This window comes from Mycobacterium sp. NGS61, assembly GCF_059812325.1.
The window spans coordinates 1-13,855 of the sequence record NZ_JCALCL010000011.1; the positions used below are offsets into that span (position 1 = coordinate 1).

The following is a 13,855-nucleotide window of genomic DNA, read 5'->3' on the forward strand; positions in this document are numbered from 1 at the left end:
CCGCTCCGACCTCGACCACACCATCCCCTGGTCCCAAGGCGGACCCACCCACGCCGCCAACATCAAATGCCTATGCCGCACCCACCACCTGGTCAAAACATTCTGGGGCTGGACCGAAAAACAACTCCCCGACGGCACCCTGATCCTGACCTCCCCCAGCGGCGACACCCACATCACCACCCCCGGCAGCGCCCTGCTATTCCCCACCCTGTGCACCACCGTCGGCGGCATGCCCACCCCCGAAACCGACACCAGCACCGACTACTGCAGCGAACGAACCGCGATGATGCCCACCCGCCGCCGCACCCGCACCCAAAACCGCGCCCACCGCATCGCCACCGAACGACGCGCCAACCACAACGCCCGCACCACCACCCACACCACCAACTGGACCGACTGGACCCACTGGGCCGACAACCACCCACCACCCCACCCCGACGACGACCCCCCGCCCTTCTAGGGGCGCGGGTCAGTCGCTAGGCCAGGTCCAGCCACTGATCTGCGGGTCGTCCTCGCCGTGTTCACGGGTATACATGCGGGCCGACAGTCGCGCGTCGACCATCCGCTGGCGTAGTTCAGCCGCGCGGATCGCCAATCCGTCCACCCGGTCGATCACGTCGAGTACCAGGTGGAAACGATCCAGGTCGTTCAGCATCACCATGTCGAACGGGGTGGTGGTGGTGCCGCGCTCCTTGAATCCGCGCACGTGCAACCCGGCGTGGTTGGTGCGCCGATATGTCAGCCGGTGGATCAGCCACGGATATCCGTGATAGGCGAAGATGACCGGCTTGTCCGTCGTGAACAATGCGTCGAACTCCTTGTCCGACATGCCATGTGGGTGCTCAGAGGCCGGCTGTAGCCGCATCAGATCCACCACGTTCACCACTCGCACCGCCAACTCGGGCAACTCGCGGCGCAGGATGTCGGCGGCGGCCAACGTCTCCAGCGTCGGGATGTCCCCGGCACACGCCAGCACCACGTCGGGTTCACCGGTCGTGCTGCTGGCCCACTGCCAGATCCCCACGCCGCGGGTGCAGTGCAGGATCGCCTCCTCCATCGACAGATAGGACAAGGCGGGCTGCTTCCCGGCGACGATGACGTTGATGTAGTCACGACTGCGCAGGCAGTGATCGGCCACCGACAACAACGTGTTGCCGTCCGGCGGCAGGTAGACCCGCACCACCTCGGCGCGTTTGTTGGCGACCAGGTCGATGAAACCCGGATCCTGGTGGGAGGCGCCGTTGTGATCCTGGCGCCACACGTGCGAACTCAGCAGGTAGTTCAGCGAGGCGATCGGCCGCCGCCAGGGCAGTTCACGGCTGGTGGACAACCATTTCGCGTGCTGGTTGAACATCGAGTCGACGATGTGCACAAACGCTTCGTAGCAGTTGAACAGCCCGTGCCGACCGGTCAGCAGGTAGCCCTCCAGCCACCCCTGGCACAGGTGCTCGGAAAGCACTTCCATGACGCGGCCGTCGGGAGCCAGATGATCGGCTGGACCGTCGTAGGGACCGGTCGCCGAGAGCCACACCTTGTCGGTCGCCTCGAACACCGGACTCAGCCGGTTGGACGCGGTCTCGTCGGGACCCATCATCCGAAAGCGGTCGAGGTTACGGGTGATCACGTCACGCAGGAAGTTGCCGAGCACTCGGGTTGCCTCGTGGGTCTCGGTGGCCGGACGCTCGACGTCCACCGCGTAGTCCCGGAAGTCGGGCAGGTCCAGATCGTGCAGCAGCAGCCCGCCGTTGGCGTGCGGATTCGCACTCATCCGTCGATCGCCTTGTGGTGCAATCGCTTTGAGATCAGCCCGTAGCGCACCGTCGGTGTCGAACAGTTCGTCGGGCCGGTAACTGCGCAGCCACTGCTCGAGCTGTTTGCGGTGCTCGGGGTTGTCGCGCGTGCCGGACAGCGGGACCTGATGGGACCGCCAGGTGCCCTCCACGTGCTGCCCGTCGACCTCTTTGGGGCCGGTCCAACCTTTGGGGGTGCGCAGAACGATCATCGGCCACACCGGACGGTCGGTCTGCTCACCGTTGCGGGCGGCGGTCTGGATCGCGCGAATCGAGTCGAAGGCATCGTCCAACGCGGCGGCCAGTTGCTGATGCACGTCGGCCGGATCGTCACCCGCGACGGTGATCGGCCGGTACCCGTAGCCGCGCATCAGCGCCTCGAGCTCGGATTCCGGGATGCGCGCCAGCACCGTCGGGTTGGCGATCTTGTAGCCGTTGAGGTGCAGGATCGGCAACACCGCACCGTCGACGACGGGGTTGAGGAACTTGTTGGAGTGCCAACCGGCGGCCAATGGACCGGTCTCGGCCTCGCCGTCGCCGATCACGCAGGCCACCACCAGGTCGGGGTTGTCGAACGCCGCCCCGAAGGCGTGCACCAGCGCGTAGCCGAGTTCGCCACCTTCGTGGATCGACCCCGGCGTCTGTGCCGCGACGTGGCTGGGAATGCCGCCGGGAAAAGAGAACTGCCGGAACAGTTTGCGCAGACCTTCGGTGTCCTCCTCAATCCCGGTGTACACCTCGCTGTAGGTGCCTTCGAGATAGGTGTTGGCGACCAACCCGGGACCGCCGTGGCCCGGGCCGGTGATGTAGATGACGTTGGCGTCGCGGTCCCGGATGATGCGGTTGAGGTGGACGTAGAGCAGGTTGAGCCCCGGTGTGGTGCCCCAGTGGCCGAGCAGTCGTGGTTTGACGTGTTCCGCGGACAGCGGTTCGGCCAGCAGGGGGTTGTCCAGCAGATAGATCTGGCCGACGGACAGATAATTGGCGGCTCGCCAGTACGCGTCGATGAGGGCCAGGTCGTCGTCGGTCAGGGGCGCGGGCTCGGTCTTCGTTGCGGTTTCTGGACTCATCCGGCCGATTCTTCCCGGCGCGGATGAACGGCGTCTAAGGGCGTCTCAGTCTTCGCCGCGCGCGCGGGCCTCGTACGCCTTGCGCTTTCCACGTCCACGTCGTCGGTGAAGACGTGATCACCGCCGATCAGGCGGTTAAGGCCCTCGGCCACGCGGCGTGGCCAGAACTTCTGCGACACCACCATCGCGCCGGCCATTTTGGTGATCCGCACCCGCGGTCTGGGCTTGGCCACCAACGCCACCACCGCGTCGGCGATCTCGGCCGGTTCGGCGTTGCGGAAGCCCTTGGCGCCGGAAGTGCCGGCGGTGAGTTCGGTGTTGACGAATGTCGGCAGCACTGCGGAGAAGTGCACCCCGGCGGCGCGGTACTCGAGCCGCGCCGAGTCGGTGAACGCCAGCACCGCGTGCTTGCTGGCGACGTAGGTGGCCAGCCCGACGATGTGCATCTCACCGGCCAGCGAAGCGATGTTGATGACGTGGCCGTGCCCACGCGGCACCATCCGCTGAGCGGCCAGCTTGCTGCCGAGTATCACCCCGTAGACGTTGATGTCGAGGATGCGACGGGTGACGGCGTCGGGCTCGTCGATGATCCGGCCCACCGGCATGATGCCTGCGTTGTTGATCAGCACGTCGATCGGCCCGAGTTGGCGCTCGACCTGGTCGAGGAAATCCGAGAACGAGTTCTGGTCGGTGACGTCGAGCTTGCCGTACACCTCCAGACCAAGGTCGGCCCCGGACTCCTTGACCGTGGTCTCATCGATGTCGCCGATGGCGACCTTGGCGCCCAGCTTGTGCAGCGCGGTGGCGGTGGCCAAGCCGATTCCCCGAGCACCGCCGGTGATAACTATGACTTTGCCCTGTACCTTCACACCGATCGATGCCGTGTCTGCCATGCGTACACGGTAAACCGCTGGATAATGGCACCGATGACGGAGGTACGCACCGCCGTTGCAGCGGACGCCGAGGCCGTGGCACGGGTGCACGTGCGGGCCTGGCAATCCGCTTACCGGGGTCTGATTGCGCAGGACTATCTCGACAGCCTCACACCGGAGGCACGGGCCCGCCGATACGACTTCGGCCGACCCGGAATCGGCGTGCCGGTCACGTTGGTCGCCGTGCAGCACGACGCCATCTGCGGTCTGGTCACCATCGGCCTGTGCCGGGAGGAGGACCTGCCGAACTTCGGTGAGCTGATGGCGATCTACGTCGACCCGGACTGCTTCGGCACCGGTATCGGCCGGTTGCTGATCGGCGCGGGGCGAGACCGGCTGCGGGGGCTGGGAGTCGAGGGCGCGGCGCTGTGGGTCCTGCGGGACAACGTCCGCGCGCGCCGCTTCTATGCGCGCGACGGCTGGCAGCCGGACGGGGCATCTCGCACCGAGAGTTACGGGGACCGGCCGGTGGCCGAAGTGCGGTACCGTCGCGTCCCCGTGTAGCGATCGCTCGGCTGCCTGCCCGACATCGGAAGCGGCGGGCGCAGGCCTCACGATAGGTTCGATTCATGCCCGTGGATCCCAGGACACCGGTGCTGATCGGCTACGGCCAGGTCAACCACCGCGACGACGTCGACCCCGACAAGCCGTCCATCGAGCCGCTGGACCTGATGGTCAAGGCGGTCCACAACGCCGCTGACCAGCACGTCATCGACGCTGTCGACGCCATTCGGGTAGTGCACATGTTGTCGGCGCACTACCGCAACCCGGGCCGGCTGCTCGGCGAGCGGCTCGGCCTGGCCGACTTCGCGGCCGGTTACAGCAGCGTCGGCGGCAACACCCCGCAGTCGCTGGTCAACCGGGCGTGCCTGGACATTCAGCAGGGCCGGGCCGGGGTGGTGCTGATCTCCGCGGCGGAGACCTGGCGCACCCGCAACGCGCTGAAGAAGCAGGGCCGCCGGCTGGTGTGGACCGAGCAGGACAACTCCGTGCCGATGCCCGAGATCGCCGGCGACGACGTCCCGATGGCCGGCGACGCCGAAATCCGGATCAAGCTGGACCGGCCCGCCTACGTGTATCCACTGTTCGAGCAGTCGCTGCGCATCGCCAACGGCGAATCGGTCGAGGAGCACAGCAGACGGGTCAGTGAACTGTGGGCGCGCTTCAATGCAGTCGCGGTCGACAATCCCCACGCCTGGATCCGGCGGGCGGTGACCGCTGAGGAAATCCGCGAACCCAGCCCCGCGAACCGGATGATCAGCTGGCCGTACACCAAGTTGATGAACTCCAACAACATGGTCGACCAGGGCGCCGCGCTGATCCTGACCTCCGTCGAACAGGCGCAACGCCTACGGGTCCCGCCCGAGCGGTGGGTGTACCCGCAGTCCGGTACCGACGCGCACGACACATCGGCCATCGCTGAGCGCGGTGAACTGCACCGTTCGCCGGCGATCCGGATCGGCGGTGCCAGCGCGCTGGAGCTGGCCGGGCTGGGCATCGACGACCTCGATTACGTCGATCTGTACTCGTGCTTCCCGTCCGCGGTACAGGTCGCGGCGAACGAGTTGGGGCTGGCCACCGACGATCCCGCCCGGCCGCTCACGGTCACCGGCGGTCTGACGTTCGCCGGCGGACCATGGAGCAATTACGTCACTCATTCGATTGCGACCATGGCCGAGCTGCTGACAGCGAACCCCGGTCGACGCGGACTGATCACCGCCAACGGCGGCTACCTGACCAAGCACAGCTTCGGCGTCTACGGCACCGAACCACCGACGGAGTTTCGCTACGAGGACGTGCAACCGGCGGTGGACCGGGAGCCCACCACGGTGGGGCCGGTCGAATGGGAGGGTGTCGGCACCCTGGAAGCGTGGACCACGCCGTTCGATCGGGACGGACGACCCGAGCGGGCCTTTCTGGCGGTACGCACGCCCGACCAGGCGCGGGTGCTGGCGGTCATCACCGATCCGGACACCGCCGCGGCGACCGTGCGCGACGACATTGCGGGAGCCAAGGTCATCGTCGCTGCCGACGGCACGGCGACGCTGCGTTGACCCACCGCGGTCACGTTAGTGACTCAATTCTGCGCAACCATGGTTGACGTGCTTATTGTCGTTAGATACACGCTGGGGGAGGTGACGCCACGTGCACGTACTGCTTACCGACGCAGTCGGCACAGTAGGGCGGTTGGTCGCACGCCAGCTCCTGGCCGCCGGACATACCGTCAGCGGCATCGCCACCCGCGCACACCCCGCCCTGGAGCCTGACGTCGAATTCGTTCGCGCGCCGCTGCGTCACCCGGTGCTGGCGGAGTTGGCAGCTGAAGCCGACGTCGTGATCCATCTCGCCCCGGTCGACCCCAGCGCGCCGGGCGCCGCCGGCCTCACCGGCGTCGCACATGTGGCGCATGCCGCGGCCCAGGCGGGGGCGCGATTGCTGTTGGTGTCACAGGCCGCCGGGCGGTCTGAGCTGTACCGCCCGGCTGAGCAGCTGGTATCCACCGGCTGGGCACCGAGCCTCGTCGTCCGCATCGCCCCACCGGTTGGCCGCCAATTGGACTGGATGGTGTGCCGGACAGTGGCCACCCTGATGCGCAGCAAGGTTTCGGCCCGTCCGATGCGGGTGCTGCACCTCGACGACCTGGTCCGATTCCTGGTGCTGGCGGTCGGCACCGACCGCACCGGGGTGGTCGATCTGGCCACTCCGGACACCACCAACGTGATCACCGCGTGGCGGGCGATCAGATCCGTCAACCCGCGGCTGCGGCTGCACGGGGTGCCGGGTTGGGACGACCTGCTTCCCGAGCTGAATATCGCCACGGTGCAGGAGGATTGGGATTTCGAATACGGCTGGCGGGCTAACGACGCGGTGCTGGACACCGGCCGGGGCCTGACCGGTCGCAGACTCGACCCCGACGGCGCCGTGTGCGCCTCGCCCTCACTGGCGCTGCCGGTCGAGACGCCGCCGCGGCCGCGTCCGGCCCAGGACAGCCGCGCGGTAATGCCCGACGGGCTGGAAGGGGAGTTCGACGACCGCATCGATCCTCGGTTTCCGATCTTCAGCGCGACCGACCTGGCCGAGGCACTTCCCGGACCGCTCACCCCGCTCACGCTGGACGTGCAGCTAGCCGGCCTACGCGGCGCCGCGCAGGCCATGGGCCGGGCGCTGGCACTGGGCGAGGAGTTCGCCGAGGAGTGGTCCAACCGGGCGATAGCGGTGTTCGGCCACCGCCCCTACATCGGGGTATCGGCCAACATCGTCGCCGCCACTCAGCTGCCCGGCTGGGACGAGCGCGCCATCGCCCAGCGTGCCCTCGGTGACCGGGCCGCCGATCTGCTGCCGGGCGCAGACCCGCCCTCAGCCGGGCCCGTCGGCAAGGCGGTGGCGACCGCGCGCTCGGTCGCCCTGCTGCGCCACCTGCGGGCCGACACCCAGGCCTACGTCGCCGCCGCAGCGACCGAGCACGCCGGACCGGCGGAACTGGCTGCGCTGAGTGACGCCGCCCTGGAAGTCCGGTTGCGGCTGCTGCGCGACCGCATTCACCAGGGCTGGATCCTGACCGGACTGTGGGTCATCGACTCCGGCGTCACCGCGGCCACGCTCGAGCACACCCGGGCAGCTTCGCGCGTGTCCGGCATCGGGATGATCGTCGAGAGTGGCCGCGTGGCGGCCGAGACCGCCGCACTGGCGGCGCTGTTGCGGGCCGACCCGCCGTTGTGCGCGCTGGCCCGTCAGGGCAACGTCGGCAGCATCCGGGCGTTGTCGCCGACAGCGGCCGCCGCCCTCGATAGCCTGGTCGCCCACCTGGAGCACCGGGGCCCCGGCGAAGCCGAACTGGCCTGCCCGACGTTCGGCGACGACCCGGGACTGTTGCTGACTGCGGCGGCTGCGGCCGCCGACGCCACCGCTGCGGCCGTCGACCCGCCCGCATCGGTGTCCCAGCGGGTGGCCGACAGCGCCCGCACTTCGCGGGAACTTGCCCACGACACCACCATGCGGTTCACCCATGAGTTCCGCATGGCCGTGCACGAGTTGGCATCTCGGCGAGTGGCGGCAGATGTGATCGACACCGTCGACGACGCGCACTACTTGCTCTGCGACGAACTGGTCACGCTGCCCGCCGACGCGCGACTGCGGGTCAAGCGCCGCCGCGCCGAGCGTGAACGTCTGCAGTCGCAACACCCGCCCGATGTCATCGACGGATCAGCTCAGTAACTCGCGCAAGGACAACGCGTTTCGGACGGCGTGACCACCGAGGTCGTTGTTGAAATACACCCACACATCGCGGCCTTCGCCGTCCCAGGCGCGAATGCGGCCGGCCCAGTCGCGCAGATCGGCCGCGGTGTAGGAACCGGTGTACATCGAGGCCGGTTCGGGCCCGTGCAAGCGGATATAGACGAAGTCGGTGGTGGCGCGCCGGACACTTGCCAGCCCGGCGCCGCTCATGACCACGTAGGCGGCGTGGTGCCGTTCCAGCAGCGCATACACCTCGGGGGCGGCCCAGGAGGGGTGACGCAATTCGACGGCCACCCGAACCGGTGTGGGCACCAGGCGCAGGAATGAGTCCAGTCGAGCATCGTCACGCTGCTGCTCGGGATGGAGTTGGACCAGCAGCACCCCACGCCGATCACCCAGTAGCTGCCAGCAGCGTTCGAAGCGTTCGATCCACGGTTCCGGCGAGGCGAGCCGCCGGTAGTGGGTCAGTCCACGATGGGCTTTGACCGTCATGGTGAAGCCGTCGGGCAACCTCTCACGCCACCCGGCGAACGTCGAATCCTTGGGCCAGCGGTAGAAACTGGCGTTCAACTCGACGGTGTCGAAGACCTCGGTATACCGAGCCAATCGACGCGCGGCCGGTAACCGGGATGGGTAGAGCACGTCGGTCCAGTGGTCATAGGACCACCCGGAGGTGCCGATCCGTACCGTCAACCGGCCGCCTGGTGGCGCACGTCGTCGTCCAGCGACACCCGCACCAGCGCCGCCGCCAGTTTGGCGTTGCTGCGCGGCGCCAGCGCGGAAAGTTTCACCGGATCGGTGGGCAGGTTCAACGCCTCTGCCGCAGCCAGGGCCCGGGCATCGAAATGCGGTCGCACCCAGGTCCACACGTCCTGCACCTCGCGCAAGAAGATGTCGGCACCGGTGTCGCCGATTCCTTTGAACTGCTTCAGCATTCGTGCAGCTTCGACCGGGTTCTCGGCGCTGCGGACAGCCAGGTCACGCAGATCGCCGCCGAATTCGTCGCGCACCCGCTCGGCGATGACGGTGAGCCTGGTGGCCGAACTCTCGTCATACCGGACGTAGCGGGCGCGACCGAAGGCCCTGATCATCGTCCTGCGGTCGGCTGCCAGCACGGCCTTCGGGGTGCGCAAACCGGCGTCGAACAATTCGCGACCGGCCCGCATCGCGATCGCGGCGTCGATGGGTTTGCTGGCCAGCATGCACAGCACCAGCAGCTGGAACAACGGCATGGGCTGGTCCCGGAGCCGGACGCCCGCCTCCGCCGCAAAGGTGATCCCGGCGACCCTGAGCAGCCGTCGTACCTGTGGCGCGGGGTCGTCCATGGGCGGGGCGTACCCGCACCGACACCGGGCAAACCGACCCGGTTACCTGCGCGGCAGGCTGCGAGCGTATTTCACCCCGCGGACAACCCAATTCTGTAGTTGGCGTTTGGTTTTCACGCCATCGGGTGACACCAGCACCCAACCGCGCGTTTCCCGGCCCGCCATCACCATCGGGCTGACGTGGTCTCGCGCCAGCAACGTGTCGGTGTCCTCCCGAGGCACCCGCACCATCAGACCACCCTGCCCGCTGACGCAGACGGACATGTTCCCGCCGACCAGGAACGCCAGTCCGCCGAACATCTGTTTTTCGTCGACTGCGGGCTCGGTGGCCACCAGTTCGCGGACCCGGTCCGCGAGGTGCGTGTCGTAGGCCACGGGGTCACACCGGTCGCGGAGCGGGGACGCCGATCACCCGCAACACCCATTCCCGGGGGACGCTGAACGACAGCGACCGGCGCGGAATGGTGGTCAGCACCGCTTCGGGAATCGCGGTCTTGTAGTTGAGCGACAACCTGCCGGAGAACGCGGGATCGACCTGGCTGACGTCGACGTCGAGCAGCAGTCCGGCTGCGCAGATCTCGGCCTGCACCGGACCTTCGGTGGGGGCGTCCCAGCGGAGGTCGATGGCGCGCCCTGCCAGCTTTGGCACCGTGGACAGCGTGCCCAGCACCCGCTGGGAAGTGATCGCCACCGCACCGGCGTAGCTACGGACGTTGCCCTTGGACACCTTGCCGGGCACCGATCCGGTGAACCGCAGGGTGACCGGGACGAACTCGGCCAGGTGGATGATGTTCTCGGTTTCGACCTCTGCCCGCAGGTCAGCGGGCAGTTTGCCGATCCTGAACATCTTGCGAAGCAACGCAGCCATCCGTGCACACTAGCGGCACTAGGCCGCTGCCGCCTCCGTCCGCGCCGGTTCCAGCGCCGCGGCGACGATGTCGGCCACGTCGGTCATCGGCAGCACAGTCAGCGTCTCGAGCACTTCGGCCGGCACGTCATCCAGGTCCGGCTCGTTGCGCACCGGGATGAAAACGGTTGACAAACCGGCACGTTGGGCGGCCAGCAGCTTCTGCTTGACACCGCCGATGGGCAACACCCGGCCGTTCAGCGTGACCTCGCCGGTCATGCCGACGTCGGAGCGGACCTGCCGCCCGGTGGCCATCGACACCAGCGCCGTCACCATGGTGACCCCGGCGGACGGGCCGTCCTTGGGCACCGCACCGGCCGGCACGTGTACGTGGATGCGGCCGTCGAGCACCGCGGGGTCGACACCGAGTTCTGCTGCGTGCGAACGCACGTAGGACAACGCGATCTGCGCCGATTCCTTCATCACTTCACCCAGCTGACCCGTCAACTGCAATCCGGGTTCACCGTCGGTGGCCCCGGCTTCGATGTAGAGCACATCGCCGCCCAGCCCGGTGACCGCCAGGCCGGTCGCCACGCCGGGCACCGCGGTGCGTTCGGCCGACTCCGGCGTGAACCGCGGACGGCCCAGGTAGCCAACCAGATCGGGCTCGTCGACGGTGATCGCCGACGAATCCTCGGCCAGCTTGGTGGTGACCTTGCGCAGCGCCTTGGCCAGCAGCCGTTCGAACTGCCGCACGCCCGGTTCGCGGGTGTAGTCGGCGGCGATCTTGCGCAGTGCGGCGTCGGTGACCACGACCTCGTCCTCGGTCAGCGCCGCCCGGTCCCGCTGCCGGGGCAGCAGGTAGTCGCGGGCGATCGCGACCTTGTCGTCCTCGGTGTAGCCGTCGATCTGCACCAGCTCCATCCGGTCCAGCAGCGCCGACGGGATGTTCTCGATCACGTTGGCGGTCGCCAGGAAGACCACGTCGGACAGGTCCAGATCCAAATCCAGGTAGTGGTCGCGGAAGGTGTGGTTCTGCGCGGGGTCCAGCACCTCCAGCAGCGCCGCACTCGGGTCGCCGCGGTAGTCGGAGCCCACCTTGTCGATTTCGTCAAGCAGCACAACGGGATTCATCGATCCCGCCTCACCGATGGCCCGCACGATGCGGCCCGGCAGCGCACCCACATAGGTGCGCCGGTGCCCGCGGATCTCGGCCTCGTCGCGCACTCCGCCCAGGGCGACGCGCACGAACCTGCGGCCCAGCGCCCGCGCGACGCTCTCGCCCAGCGACGTCTTGCCGACCCCGGGGGGACCGGCCAGCACCATCACCGCACCGGAGCCGCGGCCGCCCACTACCTGCAGTCCGCGCTGGGCACGGCGGGTGCGCACCGCCAGATATTCGACGATGCGGTCCTTGACGTCGTCCAGCCCGTGGTGGTCGGCATCCAGGATCTCCCGGGCAGCCGCCAGGTCGGTGCAGTCCTCGGTGCGCTCGTTCCACGGCAGCTCCAGCACGGTGTCCAGCCAGGTGCGGATCCAGCCGCTTTCCGGGCTCTGGTCGCTGGACCGCTCCAGCTTGCCGACCTCGCGCAGAGCGGCTTCCCGCACCTTCTCGGGCAGGTCGGCGGCCTCGACGCGGGCCCGGTAGTCCTCTGATCCGTCCGGTTCACCCTCGCCCAGTTCCTTGCGGATGGCGGCCAGTTGCTGACGCAGCAGGAACTCCTTCTGCGTCTTCTCCATGCCGTCGCGCACGTCCTCGGCGATCTTGTCGTTGACCTCGACTTCGGCCAGGTGTTCGCTGGTCCAGTCGATCAGCACGCGCAGTCGTTCGGCCACGTCCACGGTTTCCAGCAACTGGCGTTTCTGCACGTCGGACAGGTAGGACGCGTAGCCGGAAGTGTCGGCCAGCGCCGACGGGTCGGTCAGGCTGTTCACGTAGTCGACGATCTGCCAGGCGTCGCGTCGCTGCAGCATGGCCAGCAGCAGCTTCTTGTATTCCGCGGCCAGTTCCCTGACCTCGTCGGTCACCTCCGCATCGGGCACCTCGCTCACCTCGACCCACAGCGCGGCACCCGAACCGGTGGTCCCGGCGCCGATGTGCGCGCGGCGTTCACCGCGCACCACGGCCGCAGTGCCGCCCCCGGGAACGCGGCCGACCTGCAGGATCTTCGCGACCACGCCGTGGGACGGGTAGCGGTCGGCCAGCCGCGGCGCGATCAGCAGCTCACGCGCGTCGCCGGCCTGGGCGGCGTCGACAGCGGTGCGTGCGGCGTCGTCCAACGCAATCGGCACCACCATCCCGGGCAGCACGATCGTGTCGGTCACGAACAGCACCGGGATTGACTTGGATTCAGACATCCATTCCTCCAAAGGTTAAGTCTGTTCGGCTCAACCTTGACCGGCCGGTGTTTGTTCCCCCGGCCGCGCGCGCTAGCGGTAGAGCTGCGTCACATGCGTGGGGGAAAGCTCCTCGAGGCAGGTGACGCCCAGCAGCGCCATGGTCCGCAGCACACCGCTTTCCAGGATCTCGATGGCGCGCCGCACACCGGCCTCACCGCCGGCCATCAACCCGTACAGGTACGCCCGACCGATCAGGGTGCAGCGCGCCCCGAGTGCGACCGCGGCGACGATGTCGGCGCCGGACATGATCCCGGTGTCCAGCAGGATCTCGGTGTCCCGGCCCAACTCGCGCGCCACCGTCGGCAACAGCTGGAACGGCACCGGGGCCCGATCGAGTTGGCGGCCACCATGATTGGACAACACGATGCCGTCCACCCCGCGGTCGACCACCGCGCGCGCGTCTTCGAGGGTCTGGATCCCCTTGACGACGAGTTTTCCCGGCCAGGTCGACGTGATCCAGTCCAGATCGTCGAACGTCACGCTGGGATCGAACATGGAGTTCAGATAGTCGCCCACGGTGCCCGGCCAACGATCCAGGGAGGCGAATGACAACGGCTCGGTGGTGAGCAGGTCGAACCACCAATGCGGATGCGGCACCGCGTCGAGCACGGTGCGCAACGTCAGCGCGGGCGGGATCGACATGCCGTTGCGGACATCGCGCAGCCGCGCCCCGGCGACCGGAACGTCCACGGTGACCAGCATGGTGTCGAAACCCGCGTCGGCGGCCCGCCGGACCAGGGCAACCGAACGTTCCCGGTCCTTCCACATGTACAGCTGAAACCATCTGCGGCCCTGTGGAACAGCGGCAACGACGTCTTCGATCGAACAGGTGGCCAGGGTCGACATGGCGAACGGGATGCCGGCCGCGGCCGCCGCGCGCGCTCCGGCGACTTCCCCCTCGGTGTGCATCAGCCGGGTGAATCCGGTCGGCGCGATCCCGAACGGGAGTGCCGTGGGTCCGCCCAGCACGTTCCAGCCGGCGGTCACGTTGCTGACGTCGCGCAGGATCGTGGGGTGAAACTCGATGTCGCGGAACGCCTGCCGAGCCCGGCGCAGCGACACTTCCTCCTCGGCCGCACCGTCGGTGTAGTCGAACGCCGCCTTCGGGGTTCGTCGTTGGGCGATGCGCCGCAGATCCTCGATGGTCAGGGCGGCGTCCAGACGCCGCTTGGTGCGGTCGAACTGGGGCCGCTTGAATTGCACCAGGGGCGCCAGGTCGCGGATCTTGGGGACTTGCCGCTTGACCGCCATCAGG

General features: G+C 68.1%; 11 protein-coding genes and 1 pseudogene. 4 read left to right on the forward strand and 8 right to left on the reverse strand.

Annotation, left to right across the window (positions count from 1 at the left end):
• Window positions 1-460: HNH endonuclease signature motif containing protein (locus AC5Y3Z_RS20180; RefSeq protein WP_500001846.1), on the forward strand; the 460-nt coding region annotated here is incomplete at its 5' end.
• Between the two features lie 9 nt (window positions 461-469).
• On the opposite strand, the gene AC5Y3Z_RS20185 is transcribed toward AC5Y3Z_RS20180, so the two are convergent.
• Together AC5Y3Z_RS20185 and AC5Y3Z_RS20190 are read right to left on the reverse strand one after the other, a co-directional pair.
• Window positions 470-2,860: a phosphoketolase family protein gene (locus AC5Y3Z_RS20185; RefSeq protein WP_463824198.1), complete on the reverse strand. Its 2,391-nt coding sequence runs from the start codon at window positions 2,858-2,860 to the stop codon at window positions 470-472.
• A 45-nt stretch (window positions 2,861-2,905) separates the two neighbouring features.
• Window positions 2,906-3,753: pseudogene (locus AC5Y3Z_RS20190) on the reverse strand (SDR family oxidoreductase).
• A 33-nt stretch (window positions 3,754-3,786) separates the two neighbouring features.
• On the opposite strand from AC5Y3Z_RS20190, the gene AC5Y3Z_RS20195 reads away from it, so the two are divergent.
• The 3 genes from AC5Y3Z_RS20195 (at window position 3,787) to AC5Y3Z_RS20205 (ending at window position 8,007) form a co-directional block, all read left to right on the forward strand.
• The gene (locus AC5Y3Z_RS20195; protein WP_463824199.1) at window positions 3,787-4,296 is read left to right on the forward strand and encodes a GNAT family N-acetyltransferase; all 510 of its coding nucleotides are present in this window, start codon (window positions 3,787-3,789) and stop codon (window positions 4,294-4,296) included.
• 65 nt (window positions 4,297-4,361) lie between these two features.
• Window positions 4,362-5,846, forward strand: coding sequence for an acetyl-CoA acetyltransferase (locus AC5Y3Z_RS20200; RefSeq protein WP_463824200.1), 1,485 nt, complete (start codon window positions 4,362-4,364; stop codon window positions 5,844-5,846).
• A 91-nt stretch (window positions 5,847-5,937) separates the two neighbouring features.
• On the forward strand, window positions 5,938-8,007 hold the full coding sequence (locus AC5Y3Z_RS20205; protein ID WP_463824201.1) for an NAD-dependent epimerase/dehydratase family protein: 2,070 nt from the start codon (window positions 5,938-5,940) through the stop codon (window positions 8,005-8,007).
• Here AC5Y3Z_RS20205 and AC5Y3Z_RS20210 read toward each other — a convergent pair.
• From AC5Y3Z_RS20210 to AC5Y3Z_RS20235, 6 genes are all read right to left on the reverse strand, one after another.
• On the reverse strand, window positions 7,996-8,721 hold the full coding sequence (locus tag AC5Y3Z_RS20210) for a DUF72 domain-containing protein (RefSeq protein WP_463824202.1): 726 nt from the start codon (window positions 8,719-8,721) through the stop codon (window positions 7,996-7,998). The two genes, AC5Y3Z_RS20205 and AC5Y3Z_RS20210, sit on opposite strands and share 12 nt — an antisense overlap.
• Window positions 8,718-9,353 carry an HhH-GDP family DNA glycosylase gene (locus AC5Y3Z_RS20215; protein ID WP_463824203.1) on the reverse strand — a complete coding sequence of 212 codons (636 nt, stop codon included), beginning with the start codon at window positions 9,351-9,353 and terminating at the stop codon, window positions 8,718-8,720. The genes AC5Y3Z_RS20210 and AC5Y3Z_RS20215 overlap by 4 nt, the downstream gene beginning before the upstream one ends.
• A 42-nt stretch (window positions 9,354-9,395) precedes the next feature.
• The gene (locus tag AC5Y3Z_RS20220) at window positions 9,396-9,728 is read right to left on the reverse strand and encodes a TfoX/Sxy family protein (protein ID WP_463824204.1); all 333 of its coding nucleotides are present in this window, start codon (window positions 9,726-9,728) and stop codon (window positions 9,396-9,398) included.
• 4 nt (window positions 9,729-9,732) lie between these two features.
• Entirely contained in the window at window positions 9,733-10,221 is a 489-nt protein-coding gene (locus AC5Y3Z_RS20225) for a hypothetical protein (RefSeq protein ID WP_463824205.1), read from the reverse strand.
• Between the two features lie 18 nt (window positions 10,222-10,239).
• A complete protein-coding gene (gene lon / locus AC5Y3Z_RS20230) occupies window positions 10,240-12,558 on the reverse strand; it encodes an endopeptidase La (RefSeq protein ID WP_463824206.1) in 2,319 nt (772 codons plus the stop codon).
• Window positions 12,559-12,630: 72 nt separating this feature from the next.
• The gene (locus AC5Y3Z_RS20235) at window positions 12,631-13,851 is read right to left on the reverse strand and encodes an alpha-hydroxy acid oxidase (protein WP_463824207.1); all 1,221 of its coding nucleotides are present in this window, start codon (window positions 13,849-13,851) and stop codon (window positions 12,631-12,633) included.
• Window positions 13,852-13,855 lie beyond the last annotated feature (4 nt).